The organism is Microbacterium jepli (assembly GCF_047237905.1).
GTDB lineage: Bacteria > Actinomycetota > Actinomycetes > Actinomycetales > Microbacteriaceae > Microbacterium.
Window position 1 is genome coordinate 1,199,991 of sequence record NZ_JBDFLW010000005.1, and the last position, 19,281, is coordinate 1,219,271.

Consider the following 19,281-nt stretch of genomic DNA (forward strand, 5'->3'; position numbering starts at 1 on the left):
TCGCCGCTCACTCCTTGCAGACTCCGCGCTGGCGCGCGTCACTTAGCAGCCGTTCGACGACGCGCACTGCGCCGCGCCCGATCGCTGGGTTGGCTGATTGTCGAAGGAAGACTATTGATCGGGAGTGCGCTCGCAGTTAGTAATCTGCAGCCCAGGCCAGCGCGCTGCGGATGACGGCCACTCGGAGGCGCGTTTGACGACTTGGGGCTAGAGAGTCGCTTGTGACTCGACCGCCCTCCTCACCGCGGGTAGCGCCATCTGATCTGAAGGCAGCCATGCCACCTCCCCAAGGTCGCTAGGCAGCAACCAGCGGAGCTGGTCATGGTCTTCCCCGGCGGTAGGTTCACCCGTGACCACTGTCGCAAGAAACAGCCGCAGAATATACTTATCGCTTATACGCCATGGCGCGGCGCCGTCCACAACCTCGTCCATCACGCTGATGGTCGAGTGCAGCTCCTCCTTCAGCTCCCGCGCCAGGGCTTCTTCAAGATTCTCGCCTTCCTCGACCTTGCCACCCGGAAACTCCCACTGGCCCGCGAGTTCGACTGGTCGAGTTCGACGTGCCGCCAGCACCCGCCCATCGCGAACGATCACCGCACCGACGACCACACTCATTGCGCCGCTACCGAGGCCCTCTGAAAGAAGTCCGAAGGCATGGGTCGATCGAGCCGCCAAGTGATCGCAATTGGTCGCTCGCCAACGTGCTGAACGAACTTCGCAGTTCCCAGTAGCAGATAAGGCGCGGTTCCGAACTCGTCCTCCTTATGCTCACGAACGAACAGAAGAACGTCGCTCGATCCCGACAGGTACCGCTTGCCGGTCGGGGAAGCAATGGTGGTTCCCGACTGACTCTCCCAGTGGAAAAGGTCGTGGCTGATCGGATAGTCGCGGTACATGGTGGTGGGCGAGTACGCTGCAGCCGACTTCTTGAGCGTGACGAAGAACGCGTCGACATTCTCGGGGGCTACAAACAGGACGCCTTCTCGGAACGAGTTCGGCCGCCGTTGCATGCTGGCGTAGCGGAGCGCCGCGAGAGCCTCCTCCCGCTGGTACCGAGCGTGTACTTGGAGCGGTGTCCACGAGAGCCTGCCGCGCATCGCGGTCGGAATGTGTCGCGCGGAGTCGAATCCGATCTCAATCACCGCGTCCAGTTCCTCACGTACTGCTCGCTCTGCTTTGAGGGATCGCAGTCCGTCTTCGATGGAGGAGAATCCGCCGCCATCAGGCCAGAGCGAAAAGAAGAGCATGTCGGCGAAGAGACGGCTTCGTGCAGACAGCTCCGAGTACTCTGGCGAATCGTCCGTCAATAGATTCCGATACTCCCGCGCTCGCTCGCCATCGTCGACGTGGACCAACGCGCGAACGCGCTTTAGCAGGTCAGTTTCGCGTTCCGCCCCGCCGGAAGTTGGAAGCCCAGCATCTCTTCGAAGTTGCGTCCACGAACGGCCCCGTTGCCCTCTCTTGAGCACATCGGCGAGCTCGACTCCGGCCTCCCTCAGGAACTCCTCCAGCGTCATGTCCCCATATGAGCGCAGCTCGGTGGCGAGCTGATGCCATCGATTGGCGACCTGCCCCTTCAAGTTCTCGAGGATGAGACGTTGCGACTGTCGGTCGAGCACGATTTGTGACCCGGACGGCAGGAACGGGAAGCCGTGTTGGACCTGGCGGGCTACTGCCTGACGTGTCAGCCCGGTGAGGGCACGCAGCTTCATGTCCCAACGAAACTGCGTGCCCTGATGACCTACGAAATCGAGAGCCGTAAGCACGGCCTTGTCTGTAGTGCGGCGCAGGCCCCGACCCAGCTGCTGAAGGAAGACGGTCGCGCTCTCGGTAGGACGCAGGAAGAGCACAGTGTCCACGTAGGGCACATCAAGTCCCTCATTGAACAGCTCCGCCGAGAAGATGACGTTGACTTCCCGACTGCGGAGCCGGCGAAGTGCCTCGTCGCGCGGCGCTTGTGAGCGCCCGTCACCGCTGATCATCAAGGCAGGGATCCCGGCTTCATTGAACACTCGCGCCATGTACTCCGCGTGTGAAATATCAACGCAGAAGCCGAGTGCACGCATGCCGAGCGGGTCGATCACTTTGTCGAGGAGTTCGCTGACCACGATCCGTGCGCGGGCGTCATTTCCTGTAAAGAGCTTCGAGAGCTGCGTGGCGTCATAGCCGCCGCGCACCCACGCGATCCTCGAAAGGTCTGTGCCGTCCGCGATAGCGAAGTAGTGGAAGGGTGATAGAAGCTCCTGGCCCAGGGCATCCCACAACCGCAGCTCCGCCGCCACGCGTCCATCGAAATAGCCCAAGATGTCATTGCCGTCGGCGCGCTCCGGAGTCGCAGTAAGGCCGAGCAGCTCCTTTGGCGCGAGATGGTCGAGAAGCTTTCGGTAAGTTGCAGAGCTGGCGTGATGAAACTCGTCAATCACGACGACGTCAAAGGCGTGGGCAGGAATGTTCTCAACCCCGTAGGAGGTGAGTGACTGAACGCTCGCGAAGACATGTTTCCATCGCTCTGGCCGGCTACCTGCGACATAACTTTCGCCGAAGTTCTCGTCGCCCAGCACCTCGCGGTACGTGCGAGAGGCCTGCGTGAGAATCTCCTTCCGGTGGGCAACAAATAGCAGCGAGCGCTCCGGGCCCCCGAGCCGCTGGTAGTCGAATGCCGCCAGAACTGTCTTGCCGGTGCCCGTGGCCGCAACCACGAGATTTCGGTGGCGGTCGTGCACCTCGCGCTCTGCATCCAGCGCGTCGAGCATCTCCAACTGGTAGGGATACGGGCGAACGTCGAGGCCAGACAGTGACACCGTCATCCGGTCGTGGCGCCGCGTCCCGGACGCCTCCGCGAGCGCATCGTCGAGTCGGTCCCGATCGCGATCTGGGTCGTACACCTCGTAGCTCGCGTCGTTCCAGTAGGTCTCGAACGTGGCCTGGAACTTTTCCAGCAGCGCCGGCGTACCTACGCCGGACAGCCTGACGTTCCACTCCACTCCGTCGAGCAGCGCAGCCTTCGAGAGATTCGACGAGCCCACGTACGCGGTGTTGAACCCGCTCCGGCGCTGAAAGAGCCAAGCCTTTGCGTGCAGACGGGTCCGCATCGCGTCGTACTGCACCCGAACCTGCGCGCCGAACTCACGCGCCAGGCGATCGATAGCGGCACGCTCCGTAGCCCCCATGTAGGTCGTCGTGATGATTCGGAAGGCGGCGCCCCGGCGCCGGAGTCGTGCGAGCTCCGCCTCGAGGAGTCGAACCCCGTGCCACTTCACGAAAGCACAAAGGAGGTCTACCTGGTCTGCCGTGTCGATCTCCGATTTCAGCTCGGCGTTCAGGTTCGGCTCGCCCTGGGTGTTCGTGAGCAGCGCGGCCTCACTGAGGGGCGTAGTCGGACGGACGTTGTCGTACGTCGAGATTCCCGGACCAGCGGGCGGCGAGAGTCGCTGGAGTTGGCGCGCCGGAGCCACCACAGGGTCGGGAGACGAAGCTAGCTCTTTCAGCAGCCGGTTCACGAGATCGAGGCGTTCGCCTTCTCCTGAGATAGATGAGAGCTGCCGAACGGTCTGCTCGTAAATCAGTCGCGCGAGCACGTGAGGCTGATCTGCTTCGTCGACAGGCTCAACGGTTGGTAGAAGCCCATCCAGAGAGTGGAGGCGTCCCTGCAGGCTCGAGGTGACGAGGGTCTCATAGAGTCCAGCCTGCAATTCGGGGGATCCCGCCATCCTGCTCCTCCCACCCCCCTGCTTGTTCAAATCACACGCTAGTGGAGCAGGCTGTCTACGATGGGCGAATTGACCTTCGGGGGGAGGCCAAGTCGCGTGTCCTGATACGGTCGCAACCGTGACGACTGAACGGGTTCGGAAGGCGTTGGAGGAGTTCGTTCGAGAGCGTGACTGGGCCCAGTTCCACACTCCGGCGAACCTCGCCAAGAGCATCGCGATTGAGGCGGGGGAGCTATTGGAGTGCTTTCAGTGGAGCGACGATGCGGATGAGGCGCAGGTGCGAGCCGAGCTTGCCGACGTGGTGACTTACTGCACGCTGCTCGCTGCGCGACTCGGGATCGACCTCGACGAGATCGTGCTCGAAAAGCTCGTCGCTACGGGGGAAAAGTACCCGGCCGATCGTGCACGGGGACGGAGCGCAAAGTATGACGCCCTTTGAGATTGAGCGACTGAACCTCACGTCGGGCGCGATTTCGGGTTGGGTGGCGGGCGACGAGCGTCTCAGGAACTGGCCCGTCGTCTACGTGCTCGATGGTGCAAACCCGTCTGGAGGTGGGTCCGTCTACGTCGGTGAGACCGTCAACACCGCTGCACGAATGCGCCAGCATCTCGCGAACCCCGCCAAGAGCGCATTCCGCAGTGTGCGCGTCGTCATCGACGACACCTTCAACAAGTCGGCGTGCCTCGATCTCGAATCTCATCTCATTCGCTGGCTCGCCGGCGACGGCCAGTTCACCGTGATGAACGGCAACGAGGGCATCATCGATGCTCGGTACTACGAGCGCGATCTCTACCGGGAGAGCTTCCGCGACATCTTCGAGAAGCTGCGATCAGACGGAATCTTTCAACGCAGCATTCCCGAGATCGAGAACAGCGACCTCTTCAAGCTTTCACCGTTCAAGGTGCTCACGCCGGAACAAGCAATCGCCGTCGAGGACATTGTGGAAGGGCTGCTCGCCGACCTCGAGACTGGAGCTTCGTCCGCAAGCGTAATCGAGGGGCAGCCCGGGACGGGCAAGACCATCGTTGCGATCTTCCTGATGAAGCTCCTCGCGGACATTCGCGACCACAGCGATGAAGACGAAGTCGAACCAGACTCGATGTTCGCCGAGTTCTTCGTCCCCGAGAATCGCGCGCTGCTCGCGGGCCTTCGGATCGGGTTCGTTGTGCCTCAGCAGTCTCTCCGCGAGTCGATCAAGCGGGTGTTCAAGAAGACGCCAAAGGTGACGGAGGGGCAGATCCTGACGCCCTTCGACGTCGGAGCATCTGATCAGCCGTGGGACATCCTGATCGTCGACGAAACCCATCGACTGAACCAGCGTGCGAACCAGTCGTCAGGCGTCAACAACAAGCGATTCATCACGATCAATGAGAAGCTCTCTGGCGCTGACGACCCATCAAGGACGCAGCTGGACTGGATCCGCGCTCAGAGCCGGCATCAGATCTATCTGCTCGACGGCCAGCAGACCGTCCGACCGGCTGACCTACCTCAGAGCGTCCTCCGCTCACTCGTTGACCAGGCAAAGTCGACACATCGCCGGTACCCGCTCACCACCCAGATGCGCGTACGTGCAGGCGCCGACTATGTGCAATTCGTTCGGGATGTGCTGCTGGGAGAGCGCAACGCGACCGAGCGCCCCGACTTCGGTGACTATGACCTGAGGTTCTTCGACGACCTCGCCGCGATGCGACGCGAGATTCTCGACCGCAACGACGAGCACGGCCTCGCACGCCTGGTCGCAGGCTACGCGTGGGAGTGGAAGAGCAATCATGATAAGGAAGCGTTCGATATCGAGCTCGATGGCGTGCACCTTCGCTGAAACAGCCAAGCCAAGGACTGGATCAATAGTCCGGCATCCATCCACGAGGTCGGGTCGATTCATACCGTCCAGGGTTATGACCTCAACTACGCCGGCGTCATCATCGGCAACGACCTCCGCTACGACCCTCATTACCGACGGCTCTACATCGATCGCGCCTCGTATCGCGACGCGAAGGGAAAAGAGAACAATAAGCAACGCGGCATCGCCTACTCCGACGACGACCTGCTCGAGTTCATCCGCAACATCTACGGGGTGCTGCTGACCCGCGGGATGCGCGGTACTTACGTGTACGTGTGTGACCCAGCTCTTCGCGAGTACATAGCCGGTGTGATTGATAATGACGGCAAGGATTCATCGGCGCCAGACGGCTTCCTCCGCAAACTGACGGTCTAGGCGGCCGACCCAGCAAACCGCCACCGGCGACGAATCCGACCGCGTGCAACTGATCCATATCGGGGCCCTAGTCGCGCGCAGCACTTAGCCAGGACCGCGTCGCACGCGCTGACAACCACGTGTCGGGGGTGGCGGCAATTTGACGGGTGGCGGTTGCGGCGGTCAGTCCGCGGCCGATTGGTGCTTGACCTGTGCTCAGGCCCAATCGCTAAGCCCTTCTAAGCCACGGTCTCGACTGCCCTGCGTCGCTAGAGCGTCTCGAACTTCACCGGCCAGACCACATCGACGATCCGAGTCATCGACTCCTGATCTCAGTGCCAGATCCCGTGGTGGTCATCGGGTACCCGCTCGGACTTGACGGAGGAGACGTGGATCGCGGCCTGGGTCCAAGGATCGATCGCAAGTGAGTTCGAGTTGCCCTACGGCGATCTACCGCGCTTTCTGATCGACGCCAGGACGCGGCAGGGCATGTCAGGCTCGCCGGTCTACTTCTATCCGCGCGGACGACCTGTGAGCTTCACGGATGGATCGCGTGACTGGCTGGTTCCCGATGCCAACCAGATCCTGGGCGTCTACTCGGGGCGAGCGCACGCAGAGTCCGACCTGGGATTTGTACGGCACAAGTCCGTCGTAGACGAGATAGTGGCTGACGGAGCGACGGGCTCCCACTACGACGAGTAGAGCAACCAATGATCCTCAAGCGGGCGACTACGGCAAATTAACGATCGTCTGGTGCACTCCCGTCGAACGTGCGTCGTCCTCACCGCCCGAAACCGATGTCACGGCTCTTCGCAGGCTGAACTGACGAAGATCTCGCCGCCGAGGGTAAGCGCGAGTCGTTTCCGCTTTAGGAGCTTCACAAGATCGTCAGTGGTGGCGAGATGTTCGATCTCGCAGCGAGTTAGAACGACGATCTCTAATCCGGTGCGCAGGTAGCCAAATAGTGCATGATGAGCGGCAGTTCGAGATTCGGCATTACCGGTGACTCCGGACGCCGCAACCATAATTCCAAAGCTGCGCCCACGACTTTCGAGCTTGTCGTGAAATACCACGATCTCTTCGTACCCGACCCGGGTACTCCAGTTCTTGCACTCGACTAACACGAAAGTGTCGAATCCCCTTAGCCCGTCGTCGGGCGCATCGTTCCAGAAGGCTACGTCGATCTCGCCGACGTTGCCCGGATTTCGTGCCTTCCTCTGAGTGTCGGCGATCCCTGGGACCAACTCGAAGAGGTAGACGATAAGGTCCTCAAGCGCGTCGCCGCGCTCGGTGGTCGTCGTTGCCGCGTCGCCTCGAGCTAGCGAAGCGCTAATGACGTTCTGGTCAATCGCCACCATGATTGACTCCATGCACCCAGTTGTTCCGCAGAGATCGCACGGTTTTCGCGAAGGACTGAGCGCGGAGGCTGTCGATCAGCTCTTCCGCGGATACAAAGAGAACTGGATAACTGGGCCCGGCCGCTTGCTGTGCGCGACCTCGTGAGACGCTATCTGTTAAATAGACCACTATCGCGACAGTGGGCAAGGCCGATTTCCCGAGCTTTACCGCGACGTCCTCTAGAGTTTGCGGCTTGACCGTCTTCACCAATTCAACGAAAAGTGGGTTTGCGCCGACCGAAGCCAAATCGTCTGACCACACGGCGAGATCGAACTGATCAACTTCCCGGCCTCTAACGACGATCGCCCCTGACTCCTCGATAGCCACCGCTATTGCTTCGAGCGATTCCGCCTCGTTCCCGCTTGTCGCCCGCCCGGCGAGCTCGTCGGCCTTGGCGCCAATCGGACGCTCGCTCGGCGCGGTCCTTTGAGCGGGCTTCTTGCGTCTTGCCATGCGTATGGCCTCCCCGATGAGCGTCGGGGAATTAGAGCGGAGGACAGGCATGACCTTTAGAACCGGAGGAAGCGGCGCGTCGTCGAGTGCAAGAACGATCACCGGGATGTGCATTGCATATGCGATACCGGCATCGAACAGTTGACTGCGGGTTGAGTCCTTCGTGAGAACGAGCAAGACAGCATCAGCGGACCGCACTGCACTCAGCACCGCGCTCGAGAACTCAGCGCCAACTTCCGCTACGTCCGAAAGGATGAAAGGGTCGAGCCCGACCGAGATCAGGTCGTGGACGAGGGTCTTCTGTATCGATGACTCATCTGTCGCAACGAAGACACGGTCGCTCATGCGCTGGCACTCCCTTCGCTCGAAAGAGGACTTTCGCCCCCGCGTATCCAAGACGCCCCGTTCAAGCAGATGACTTGCCCCAAAGCACCACCAACTCATCGTCGACGATTCGTCGCACGATCACAACTGTTGGACTATCTGATCAGGCCGGTATCCCTCACTCAGCGGCGGAGAGGGGGTAGCGGCGACTAAACCGCCTACCGAGGGCACCTCACTCGAGATGAAAACCAACGCGCGCCCTTGCCATTCAGCGAGCGGAGCCTGCCCGTGACGTCTTTCCTGCGCGGGGAATCGGTGCAGCAGGATGGCTAGCCGGCTGTGCTACCAGTGATCGTGAAACTACGACAGTGGCTTCGTGCACCTCGGCGTTGTAGCCGATCTGACACCCGAACTGTACCGAGCGATCGGCGTGAACAGTGACGTAGTGGTCCGCCCCAGAGCTCGGCCTCCGGTTGGTCGTCGCCAACGTAGATATACGACTGTACTGTGAGCCTGCCACACCGTCGGCCGCGTCCCATCCCCAATCGCGCACCGCACGAAAGAGGTCGGAAGCGGGCGGTCGTCAACGTGTGCAGATGCGATCCGTAATTGCGCACTGCGCGTACGAGGGTTGATGGCGAGCCGCCGTGAGCGGTAGATCAGTGAACGCCTAGCGCATCGCCGAGGCCGTGGCGCAACGCCTGATGCCCAGGCGTGCGACGCGTCTAGACGAGTTCCTTCGCGGATGACCCCTCGCTGACCTCCGGTCCGGCAAGCGTTGCCTCGCCATCACCCCCGTGCCGCACGCTCCTCGGGTGCGGCAATCACGTCTCGCTGAGCATACGCTTACGGCGCTCTTGGGCTATGCGTCGTCCTCGTCCCACTTGGCAGAGGCATCCTCGGCCCGTGCTTGTTGCTCATAGGACTCCGCGATGCGCCGAAGTACCCGGCTCGTCCGCCGCCATTCACGGGCCTCGTCGGCGCGAAAGGTGAAGCGCTGGGCTAGTTCTCGCTCTTGGATTCCCCCTTCATACAAGCTCTTTGTCCACATGCCGCGCGCGTTGCGTGCACTGGAACCGAATCCTCGCTCAAGCTCGCGGGATGCCAGTTCCTCGATGAGGTCTCGGACGGGAATGGAGGGCCATCCCTCAGGAGCTGCTTCCGCGCCAGTCGCCAGAACTCCCCCGATGAAACTATCGCCAACGCCCGTCCGGTGCTTCTCGGCCAGAAGGTGGCGCGCGGACGCTACCCAGGCTCGCAACCTTTCCGAGTCTGGCTCCCAACTGGTGCCGTTGGTACCTGGCAGCTCTCGCCAGTCACTTAGTACTCTCCAAGCGAGCGTCGCGAGGCCAACGTCCGCTTTTGGCGGTTCCTCCTTGCCCTCGGGCTTCGTGGCAGCCTCCACAAGGGCTACGAATTCGCTGGGGTTCTCGCGGAGGAACTCGTAGAGAGCGGCAGGTCGGTGCGTGGAGTCCTCGATGAAGGCGTAGAAGGTGAACTCAAGACGCGCCATGAGTTCGACTGATGCACCCTGCGCCTGCATGATGTCCAGCGCTGACGCAATGGTGCTCGAGGCGTCACCAACCTTCTCGGCGATGTCACCTCGCGCAATATCCTCGAGAGCCGCCTGCGCATCCTGAAGATCGAACGGGGGTGGCGTGCCCTCCTGGCCGCGCGTCACAGACGATTCGAGCAAGTTGAGGGCAGAAATGGGTCGTCGGACGGCGCGGAGCCGGTCGAATGCGGCGCGCGCGTGCTCTGGGCGCACGCCCCAGTGATCCATGTGCTGCCAATATCGCGCCTCTAGTGCGGGGTCGACATCGTCAAGTACGCGCGTGGCCTCGTGCGAATCAAGTAGGAGCGCGATTGCGATCTGGCGCTCTTCGTCGGCCGAAAGCGTGCGTAAGACTCGCGCGGCCCATCGCGCGCCCTCTTCGCCCGCCATCCGACGCGACAAGTAACTGCGGCTTGCTTGAGCGCGTGACGGCTGTGAGGAGACAACCCAGTCGATCATCGTGGCGTCGTGCTCTTCAGACGCGAAGTCTGCGAGAACAATTCCGACACCGTGCGGGTTCTGCGCAAGCAGGAGCAACTCCTCAAGTGCAATCGGGCCGGCAGCCAGGATGTCACTCATGGCCTCACGCTGAAGCCGATCCCACTCAACGCGAAAGCGCTCGTCCGTATGGTAGAAACCTTCGATATGGGGTCTCCAGCCGAAGAGCGGTGCGTGCCTGGACGCCGTGCTAGGGGCCGGTAGTTCGTCGAGGATGGCTCTCAACCGCTCAATTCGGTCGGGCTTCATTGCCCAGCCCTGACTCTGATGCTGCTCATGGCGAGTGATCTCGGCCTCCAGAGCACGCCGGAACGGCCGGGCCTCACTTGGAGCATCCAAATGGCCGCGCACAGCCTGGTCCATCGCTCTGCATGCCAAGTCAAAGCCATCGGTGCTCATGTCCTTGAGGCGCGGGACGATATCGGTCCACCGGGCCAACTCCATCCCGGCGCTGGCGACCATAAGTTCGTTCAGGCGTGCAACGACTGGGATCCATTCGCTCGGCGAGGCCTCTACAACTTCGGGGCCCCAAGCGCGGAAGCGTGGCGTCGCTGGCTGCATTGAAAAGAACTGCCGGTCCGGAAGCAGGCCCGGAAGGAGACGCCAAGCGACTTCCGGCTTGCGTTGGGCTAGCCGCTCCACAAACGCGAGCTTGGCTGGCGTCCCCGCATCCGTGTACTGGAGCCACGGGTAGAGAAAGTTCTTGAGGCTCCCGATCGCCGTGTTACCCGAGCCACTGTCGAACGGCGCTCGTTCGCTCAGGTTCGCGAGTGCCATCATGGCGGCGTCGAAATGCTCCGCCGACCGCGCCAACACCTCGAGTGCCCAGAGCAGATAGACGTGCGGCGATGTTGTCGCGAAGAGATCTCGCTCATGGCTGCTGTCGTCAGGGAAGAGTTGAGCCAGGCTCGAATCCGAATTGGACAGTTCGTCATGTACTGCGTCGAGAAAGACGTCTGGAGCCGCTTCCGCCAGGAAAGGCAAAGAAGGAGCGAGCCTTGCCCAGGTTTCCCCGGCGATACTTTCGCCGTGCTCGCCGAACAAGAGGATTCGAGCGACAGCGTCAGCGCGCTCGCTCCCCGGGGCCCCCGCCACTTCATCGTCTATAAGCGCCATCAGGATGAGCCCTTGCATGGCGCCCTCAGCTAGCGCGGCGGATCGAGGGCGCTCGTCCCCGTCCATCTCAGCTATCAGGCGCTGAGTCTGGTCCATCTCGTCAAAGGGATGCGGCTTGAGCAGAACATCCTTGAGGACGTCGACCCATAGTCGGACGTCTGTAGCGGTCAGCCGCGGAAAGTGAATGAGTGAAGTCTCCACCGGGGCAGCGACTCGCCACGAGTCTCCAGCGCGGACGAACATGGGGTCGTCCGTTAGCTCCTGCCCGATGAGCAACTGCTCGAGCTTGTCCCAGTCGGTTCCGGTGAGCTTTTCAAGCATCAAACGATCAGCGTTTCCAGCTGTCCATTGCATGGCGAGTGCAAGACGGGCTGCGACACGGCTGTCTTCACTCGATGTCTCGGGCGACGCAAGCCGAGCACGCGGGTCCAACGCTATTGACCGAACGAATGCCCTGGGGCTTCTTCGGTAAAGCGCCGCCAGCCGGTCGGCGCTCGTGGATCCGACGCCGGACGCTCGGAGCGCTTGCGCTGCGTGGCTGCGACCGAGCGGTGCCAGCTCGATGATCTCGGTCCCCGACCTGACTTGCGTGCGGGGCGAGGCAACGAGGAGGACGCGGTGGCCATGCTGGAGGGCTCCACCGATGTTGGGCTCTTCGAACGTGGGAATGAGTACGAGCGGCGAGCCGTTCGAGATCAACCTCGACCAGGCGGCCGCGGCTGTCACCACCACCGCCGTTAGGGCGTCGTCGGAGCGGCTGAGGGATCGGTGAACGGTCGCAAGTACCTGGTCTGCCCAGATCCCTCGGACCGTGAGCACGCCACTCCCGGATCGTCCAGTCAGGAAGCTCGCTAACGCTTCAGCAGCCCCTGCATCCTCGAGTTCAAACAGCTCCTCAGGCAGTCGGGGGTCGGTGCTGCTCGAGAACTCGCCCCACCACCGTTGAAGCGTCCGGACGTCTCGGGGTTGACGCCCGAAAATCTCTGACAACCAGATGTGGACGTTGGTTTCAGCCTGGAGCCAACCTTCCAGATCATCTGCATCAAGCACGGTTACGCTTCGGAATTCATTCAGTTCCGCCTTCGCGGCTGCCCACGTTGCCTTATCGCCCCACCTCCGCGTCGTAACGAAGACGAAGTGAACGTTCCTCCGGTCTGCGGCGGGTAGTGACAGCCGATTAGCGAAGTCATCCTCGGCCTTCGTTGCTGGCGTGGCTGTGGTTCCGATCTCAAATCGAAGGTCGCCAATCGGCAGGTACGAACCCCCGGTTCCGTCCGAGTGAGCGACTCCGTCCCACCCCCCAAGGGCGACGCCATCACCGGCCCGGATCGAGACTCCGGAGATGCCCCAAGTTGTGCTTAATAGGCGGCGCAAGAGCTCGGGCGCGGTGTCCTGCGCTATTCGGCCCGCCCATCCGTGCAGGTCGTTCGCCGTGACAAGCTCGGGCTCGAGGGTTCTGACGCGTACGCCACTCACGGGAGAGCGAGGGCTGCGGCGTTGGGCGATATAGCGCTCCACAGCCTCACGGCGGAATAGGAGCAGACGCTCTCCCGGAACGCGAACCGCTTCTAGACGCCCCTTCCTCGCGAGCGCGCGCACAGTGTCAGGCTTTACACCTAGTAGCGTCGCGGCCGTCACGACATCGATCAGTTCGCTCATAACCCCATCCTGGACAGACGATGCGACGTCGCCGTCCTCGACCCGCTGACAGGCGTGTTCGGAATTGCCGCTTACCCTTGCCGTGGTCAGAGAGCGCGGGAAGAACTGGGACCAGCGAATCCAGGGTCGCCGCGCGCCCCGACCGCTGCTCGCCTTCGAGATTCTCTGGGCGACGCGATCTAGCCCGGCCGAGCTCGGGGCGCTCATCGTAATTGAGGGAGTACAAAGTCACACGAAGGTGGCTTCGTCAATGCCTAGGAGGCCCCACGGCTCTATCCGCTGCGATTGACTGGGCGCCGCCAGGCGGTCTGGACTCCACGCCACAAAGTAGGCGCCAGCGGGCGCTGTCATGCGGAAGTCTCGCGGATCGTCGCCCCCTCCGGCGGCCGGCTCGTGGTCGACTTTCGCGTGCTCATGCCAGAGCAAGGTGGTTGGCGTTGGAACCGTGCTGCCGCCGAATCCAATCGTCCCCTCCCTCACTCCGATCACCTTGGGTGCCTCTCCGGAAGATGACATGATCACGACAGAGCTGAGGCGCGAGTGCACTAGCCTGCCCTCCCACAGCAAGCGCGTCTGGCGGAGCCGTACCCGATCAAGATCGGTGAACCGATCGTTCGCGGGAGATAGCGGCTTGCCTGTGATCTCCTCAATGCGGACGAGGTCTTTGATTGCCTCAGCGACGACCTCATACTCTCGGGACTCTTGCTCGCTGAGTTTCGCGGGCGCGAACGCGACAACGCCGTCCGGGAACACAACCTCTACCCGCGCCGCCTGGTGCAGCCGAAGCGCTAGCCGCGTAGAAGCGAGCTTGAGTGCGTTCGTGCTGTCGAGGTAGACATCGCTCGTGAGATCACACCCGACCGCTTTGCTCCCGTCGATGGTGAACGTGAACGTAAAGATCGCGCAGCCGCCGACGAGAACGTCTCGGTGGATAGCGTCGCCTTCCCGCCGCTGTTGTATCAGCGCCGCTTCTATCTCTTGCGCTTGATCCTCTCCATCGAGCAGGCGAACCGCGACCTGCTTGTCCGCGTCTTGACGGAGCAGCTCCGTAATCGTGAACTGGTTCCAGCCCTCGGGTCGTCCGGGGCCATCGCGCAAGTCGGGGAGCGGTGTACCCGGTCTGGCAAGGAACATCCGAGCCGCCTGGCGTCGGTCCGCCTCGACGACGACCTGTTCCTCCCAAACTTCGATTGGCACAACCCCGTCGCCGCTCTCTGCGAGCCGGCGCACCAGATCCAAGGTCTCAAGCGTGACTAGTGCGATCTCACTGAATATGCGCACCGCCGCGGTATAGCGTTCCTGGAACTCGTGCCGCAGTGCATCAGCTTTTGGCCCGAACGGGTCGGCATGCACCAGGTCGATGTAGAGCCATCCCGCTGCAAGGACGGTATCGGAAGTCGGCGGGTGAACGGTTCCGTCTGCATCCTGAAGTTGAATCATGTAGCCCTGCACCCGAGTGCCCTGAATCTCGGCCACGCCCCAGGCGGTCCGAAGCCGCGCCAGCTCCGGCCGCAATGCTTGAGCGGCATCATCTGCCGATGCGGAAAGGGCCGTCTCGATCTCTGCCAGGACCTTCGCGTAGTGAATAGGTTCCTTCTGGACGGTCAAGGGGCGAAGACGAGCCACGAGGGATTCGAAGTTCTCCTCTTCAGGAAGTTCCTGCTCGATGGTCATCGCACCCGTCAGGTCGATCCGCCCACGTATGGCACTGCGAGCCCAGCCGCGAAGCCGATCGCGGTCCTGCGTCAGCGAGTGTGCAGCTACACGCCTAGCACGTAGAACGAACCGCTCCAGGATGGACTGGTCGGTTGGCACACTCTCATTCTGTGGGATGCTGCCGACAAGCTTTCCAACGCGCCGCGCAATGCAAGTCGCAGAGTCAGGCAAGCGGCGCAAAGTTCCTCGCGCTGCCTGACCCTATAGTCGCCCTGTCAGCGCCGGCGGCTAATCCTTGGCATCGCCGCTCGGAAGCCGGTCCTTCATCGACGTGAGCTCCGCGACAGATGTAGGCCGCGTAATCGAACTGTGACAGATTGCAGATACCCCGGCCGCGAAAGCACCCGCTCAGCGCCCGGCAAACGCAATGGGAGTGGCCACCACAACGCCGGGCAAGAACACCGCAGATAGAAACGCGAACGACAGGAATAAACGACAGCAATGCACGCAGGCACCACCGGTGACCAGCAACATTTGAGACTCATTCGCGACATTGACCCACATCGCCGTAAAATGCCTGGATAACCCTGAAAAACGTTCCTACACTGGCGGCATGCGCGGGGGCCTCGAACGATGGAAGCGCGGAGTCGAATCTCGCGGTATTCGGCAAGCAATCTCGTACGCACTCGAGGGCACCTGCGACGCCCATGTGCGGCGCGCGACCGGAGTCGAAGCGCTCGAGGGATACAGTGCACCATCCGATTCGGCTATCACCCGATTCATTGTCGCGAGCGGCAGAATCGGTGAGGACGAGCTCACCGCCGGTGGCCTGCGTGTCTGGCTCACCGGGCACGACCCGGTCACGGGTGAGGAGAGAGGACATCAGCGGCTGAGCCCCGACGCCGACCTGCTGCTCGACGGGACTCTCAACCACCCCAAGTCCTATAGCATCGCCGCGCTGCTGCATCCAGATCTCGCTGCCGAGTTCGAAGAGCTGCAAGACCGGCTGCGTGAGCGAATATTGCTCACCTGGCAGACCGAGCTCAACGCGCGACGCGGTCATGGTGGGCTCATTCGCGAGGACATTTCCCGTATCGAGGTCGTCGAACTGCAGCACCGCCGATCCCGGGCGCTCGACCCGCACACCCACCGCCACCTGTGGTTGAACATTAAAGTGCTCGGCGTGGACGGCAAGTGGTCCAACCTCGACTCCCGTGTCGCGATGAAGCTGCACACCGTCATTAACGCTGAGGGCGAGCTCGCCGCCCACACAGATCCCGCATGGATCGCTGCTCTTGCGCGCCATGGGTACAGACTCGACGACTCGGGCGAGATCGCCGAACTTGTCGGCGCCGTCCGCCCGCTCTCGCGTCGGTCGGCGCAGATCGAGGCCAACCGTGGGCGCCTCATCACGGAGTGGTCGGCGGCACACGGGGGATGGGCGCCGAACGTCGAGGTGCTGCAGCAGATCGATCGGCGCGCGTGGACGATTGCGCGACCGAACAAGCCGGCTGACCTCGACGAAAAGTCGTGGGAGTCGCGCGTCCGTGATGAGATCACGACGATCGATGAAGGCCTGATCACGGCGCGTGCACCGATTGCGGTCGTTGCGACAGACATGCATGCCCTCGACCTGGATTTGCTCGCTGCTGCGGCGATCGCGGATGCGGACCGACGATCCACGGGCCTTGACCCCGGATCGTGGACACGGTGTCATTTCGGTTATGCCGCTTCCGTGAGGGTAGCTGATCTCGCGGCCGCGTAGGTGTTCTCGTAGCTGTTCGGGGTGATCTGGCCGATCGCGGAGTGGCGTCGGCGCGTGTTGTATCGGTTCGTCCACCGGAACACGGCCCGGTAGGCGGTGGCTTGATCGGGGAACGCCGACGCGCCTTGGAGGAGCTCGCGTTTGAGCGCGGCGTTGAAGCTCTCGGCCAGCGAGTTGTCGGCGCTCGTGCCCACCGCGCCCATGGACTGGGTCACCTTGAGCTGCTCGCAGAGTGCTGCGTAGGCTTTCGACGCGTAGACCGAGCCGTGGTCGCTGTGGAACACTGCGCCGGCCAGCGATCCGCGGTCGCGCTGCGCGCCGCGGAGAGCGCCTTCGACGAGTTCGGTGCGCATGTGGTCGGCGACCTGCCAGCCGGCGAGCTTGCGCGACCCGAGGTCGATGCAGGTCGCCAGATACAGGTTGCTGCCGTCCGCGATGGGGAGGTAGGTGATATCGCCGACATACCTGCGGTTCGGCTCCCCGGTGCTGAAGTCCCGCCCGATCAGGTCGAGGAACTTCCGTCCGGACTGGTCCGGGATCGTGGTCTTCACCCGGCGGCGCAGTCGGATCCCCGCGAGCGCGTGTTCCCGCATCACCCGAGCGACCCGCTTATGATTCACCCGCCCGGCGGCGGGGACGCCGTCGTTGAGGTCGGCAGTGATCCTCGGTGCCCCGTAGGCGCGGTCACCACCCTGCGCGGGGTCCTGCAGCACCCGGATCCGTGCCGCCAACCGGGCGTCGTCCGCGGCTCGCGCGGCCCGTCCCGGGGCTGCGGCCAGCCACGCGTAGAACGACGACCTCGCGATCTCGATGACCTCACACAACCGCTTCACGCCGTAGGCGTCCTTGTGGTCCTCGACGAACTGGAAGCGGTTCACCAGTTCGTCTCCGCAGCGAAATACTTCGCCGCCTGACGGAGGATGTCCCGCTCCGTCTCGAGCTTGACCTGCTCCGCTCTCGAGACCGCTAACTCGGCTTCCAACCGGATGATCCTCGCCGCCTGCGACTCCGACCGCACCGACACCGGCGGCGACACCGAACCGGCCGCAGCGGTCCCGGATCCGAGCTTGTCGACCCATTCCTTCAACGCACCACGGGAGATCCCCAAATCGGCCGCGATCGCTTTCAGCGTCGCGCCCGGCGTGGACTCGTACAAATCCACCGCACGCTGCCGGAACTCGTCCGTGTAGTTCTTCCTTGCCATCCCTCAGATTCTCGCTTCCCCAGCATCGTGCTGGAATCAGCGTGTCCAAGATCAGGGGTCAAGCCCCCACATCGTGCGGCGGGCGCTTTAGCACCTTTGACATTCGCGCCGGCGCAGTACGCGCACTGTCGGGGACGGGCATCATTGCGGAGCGCAACGATCTCGACGACGTGATCGTCGAGATTACAACGCGCGCCGCGAAGGCCGTCTATCGGCTCGTTGCGGAGGTGCCGCCGGCGCACGTTAAGGCCTTCATGGCGACCGAGACAGTGCGCGCCAAGGTGCGCCTCGCCGGACGCCTTGACGTGGTTGCCCGGCCGGGTCGCTCGCTCCTGCCGAATGAGTTGTATCGGTTCGCGCGCAGCGAAGACATCTCGACACTCGATCTCTCGCAAGGCGTTGCGGCGTGCGCGATCGCCGGAACTGACGGGCTCGTGACGGTCACCGGACCCGCCGGCACAGGCAAGACGACGATGATACGTGTTGCGTTCGCGGCGCTCGGGGCGCAACGGCGGCGGATGCTCGTCGTTGCTCCGACCCGGAAAGCGGCGTCGGTGGCGTCGCGCGAGGTCGGGGCTGCGGCAGCCAGTATTCATGCACTGCTCGCCGATTACGGCTACCAGTGGGGTGCTGATCAGGCCGGCGCGAAGGTGTGGACACGACTGCGCGTGGGCGAGATCGATCCCAGCACGGGTGTCGCATACCGCGGGCCGGAGCGTTACGTGTTGCGTTCTCGCGATCGAATCGTGGTCGACGAGGCGGGCATGGTCGACCTGCGGACTGCGAACGTCCTCGCCGACCTTGCGATCGAAAAGGGGGTAGGGCTCGCGTTCGTCGGGGACACGCACCAGGCGCTTCCGGTCGGACATTCCGGTGCGATGGGTTCAGCGATCCGACACGCGAATGCAGCGGTTGAGCTCGATACGGTGCATCGGTTCCTCGATCCCGAGTACGCGGCGCTCACGCTCCGATTGCGCAACGCGAGCGACCGCGCGCATGCGCTGGCGGTCGCTGGTGAACTCGCGGAACGCGGACACATCGTGCGGGTTGATCATCACGATGCGGCGCGTGAGCGGATGATCGACGCCTACTTCGAGTGGCACGTGCGTGGTAAGCGGGTGACCTTGGTTTCCGGTACGAACGCTCAAGCTGATGCCATCAACGACGTTATCCAGCAGCGGCGAGTCGAGCAGGGCGAGCTGGATCCCAGCGCGGTCGCGTGGGGAATCGGGGACCAGCGCATCCTCGTTGGCGACACCGTCCAGACCCGCCGCAACGACCGGCGGACGGGCGTCGAGAATCGTGCGCAGTGGATCGTGCGCGGCATCCGCGAGGAGTTCGTCGATCTTGCGTCGGCCGGCGACAGCGGCGAGTTGCGGCGAGTGTCGGCTGAGTATGCACGGGAGCACCTGCAGCTCGCCTACGCCTCGACAGTGCACGGCGTGCAGGGAGACACCGCCGATGCGTCCGTGGTCGGGCCCGATGTGGACGCGGCGGGCCTGTACGTCGGCCTCACACGGGGGCGGGTGCATAACGTCGCTGTCGTGGTCGGGCGGACGGATGCCGCCGCCCGCGAATGTCTCACCGAGTCGATGCAGCGCGGTACTCCGGAGCTGACGATGCAGGATGCCGAGCGCGCGGCTGAGGCGGATATACGCCGCGCGGCACGGGCCCGGAACTTGGTGATGACGACCGCGCCGGTTGTTGGGGCGCCGAATGCGGGGCGCGGGATTGGTATCTAGCGGCAT

At 63.0% G+C, this 19,281-nt stretch carries 10 protein-coding genes and 1 pseudogene; 4 read left to right on the top strand and 7 right to left on the bottom strand.

Annotated elements, in window-relative coordinates; translation table 11 throughout:
- Positions 1–207 precede the first annotated feature (207 nt).
- Together ABC304_RS09895 and ABC304_RS09900 are read right to left on the bottom strand one after the other, a co-directional pair.
- Positions 208–615 carry a (deoxy)nucleoside triphosphate pyrophosphohydrolase gene (locus ABC304_RS09895; protein ID WP_412930440.1) on the bottom strand — a complete coding sequence of 136 codons (408 nt, stop codon included), beginning with the start codon at positions 613–615 and terminating at the stop codon, positions 208–210.
- A complete protein-coding gene (locus ABC304_RS09900; RefSeq protein WP_412930441.1) occupies positions 612–3,710 on the bottom strand; it encodes a DEAD/DEAH box helicase in 3,099 nt (1,032 codons plus the stop codon). The genes ABC304_RS09895 and ABC304_RS09900 overlap by 4 nt, the downstream gene beginning before the upstream one ends.
- 118 nt (positions 3,711–3,828) lie before the next feature.
- Here ABC304_RS09900 and ABC304_RS09905 point away from each other — a divergent pair, with 118 nt between their 5' ends.
- Together ABC304_RS09905 and ABC304_RS09910 are read left to right on the top strand one after the other, a co-directional pair.
- On the top strand, positions 3,829–4,149 hold the full coding sequence (locus ABC304_RS09905; RefSeq protein WP_412930442.1) for a nucleotide pyrophosphohydrolase: 321 nt from the start codon (positions 3,829–3,831) through the stop codon (positions 4,147–4,149).
- Between the two features lie 301 nt (positions 4,150–4,450).
- Positions 4,451–5,926: pseudogene (locus ABC304_RS09910) on the top strand (DNA/RNA helicase domain-containing protein).
- 779 nt (positions 5,927–6,705) lie between these two features.
- On the opposite strand, the gene ABC304_RS09915 reads toward ABC304_RS09910, so the two are convergent.
- From ABC304_RS09915 to ABC304_RS09930, 4 genes are all read right to left on the bottom strand, one after another.
- A complete protein-coding gene (locus ABC304_RS09915) occupies positions 6,706–7,263 on the bottom strand; it encodes a restriction endonuclease (RefSeq protein WP_412930443.1) in 558 nt (185 codons plus the stop codon).
- Positions 7,250–8,101: a toll/interleukin-1 receptor domain-containing protein gene (locus tag ABC304_RS09920; protein WP_412930444.1), complete on the bottom strand. Its 852-nt coding sequence runs from the start codon at positions 8,099–8,101 to the stop codon at positions 7,250–7,252. The genes ABC304_RS09915 and ABC304_RS09920 overlap by 14 nt, the downstream gene beginning before the upstream one ends.
- 841 nt (positions 8,102–8,942) lie before the next feature.
- Positions 8,943–12,908: a helix-turn-helix domain-containing protein gene (locus ABC304_RS09925; protein ID WP_412930445.1), complete on the bottom strand. Its 3,966-nt coding sequence runs from the start codon at positions 12,906–12,908 to the stop codon at positions 8,943–8,945.
- 228 nt (positions 12,909–13,136) lie between these two features.
- On the bottom strand, positions 13,137–14,582 hold the full coding sequence (locus ABC304_RS09930) for a hypothetical protein (RefSeq protein ID WP_412930446.1): 1,446 nt from the start codon (positions 14,580–14,582) through the stop codon (positions 13,137–13,139).
- A gap of 535 nt (positions 14,583–15,117) precedes the next feature.
- On the opposite strand from ABC304_RS09930, the gene ABC304_RS09935 reads away from it, so the two are divergent.
- Positions 15,118–16,329: a relaxase domain-containing protein gene (locus ABC304_RS09935; protein WP_412930447.1), complete on the top strand. Its 1,212-nt coding sequence runs from the start codon at positions 15,118–15,120 to the stop codon at positions 16,327–16,329.
- Here ABC304_RS09935 and ABC304_RS09940 read toward each other — a convergent pair.
- Positions 16,287–17,533 (bottom strand): IS3 family transposase gene (locus ABC304_RS09940; protein WP_143003672.1). Its coding sequence is split into 2 segments (ribosomal slippage): positions 16,287–17,221 and positions 17,221–17,533, totalling 1,248 coding nucleotides; the frame shifts between segments, so codons are not numbered across the junction. The two genes, ABC304_RS09935 and ABC304_RS09940, sit on opposite strands and share 43 nt — an antisense overlap.
- 41 nt (positions 17,534–17,574) lie before the next feature.
- On the opposite strand from ABC304_RS09940, the gene ABC304_RS09945 reads away from it, so the two are divergent.
- The gene (locus ABC304_RS09945; protein WP_412930448.1) at positions 17,575–19,275 is read left to right on the top strand and encodes an ATP-dependent DNA helicase; all 1,701 of its coding nucleotides are present in this window, start codon (positions 17,575–17,577) and stop codon (positions 19,273–19,275) included.
- Positions 19,276–19,281: the final 6 nt, after the last annotated feature.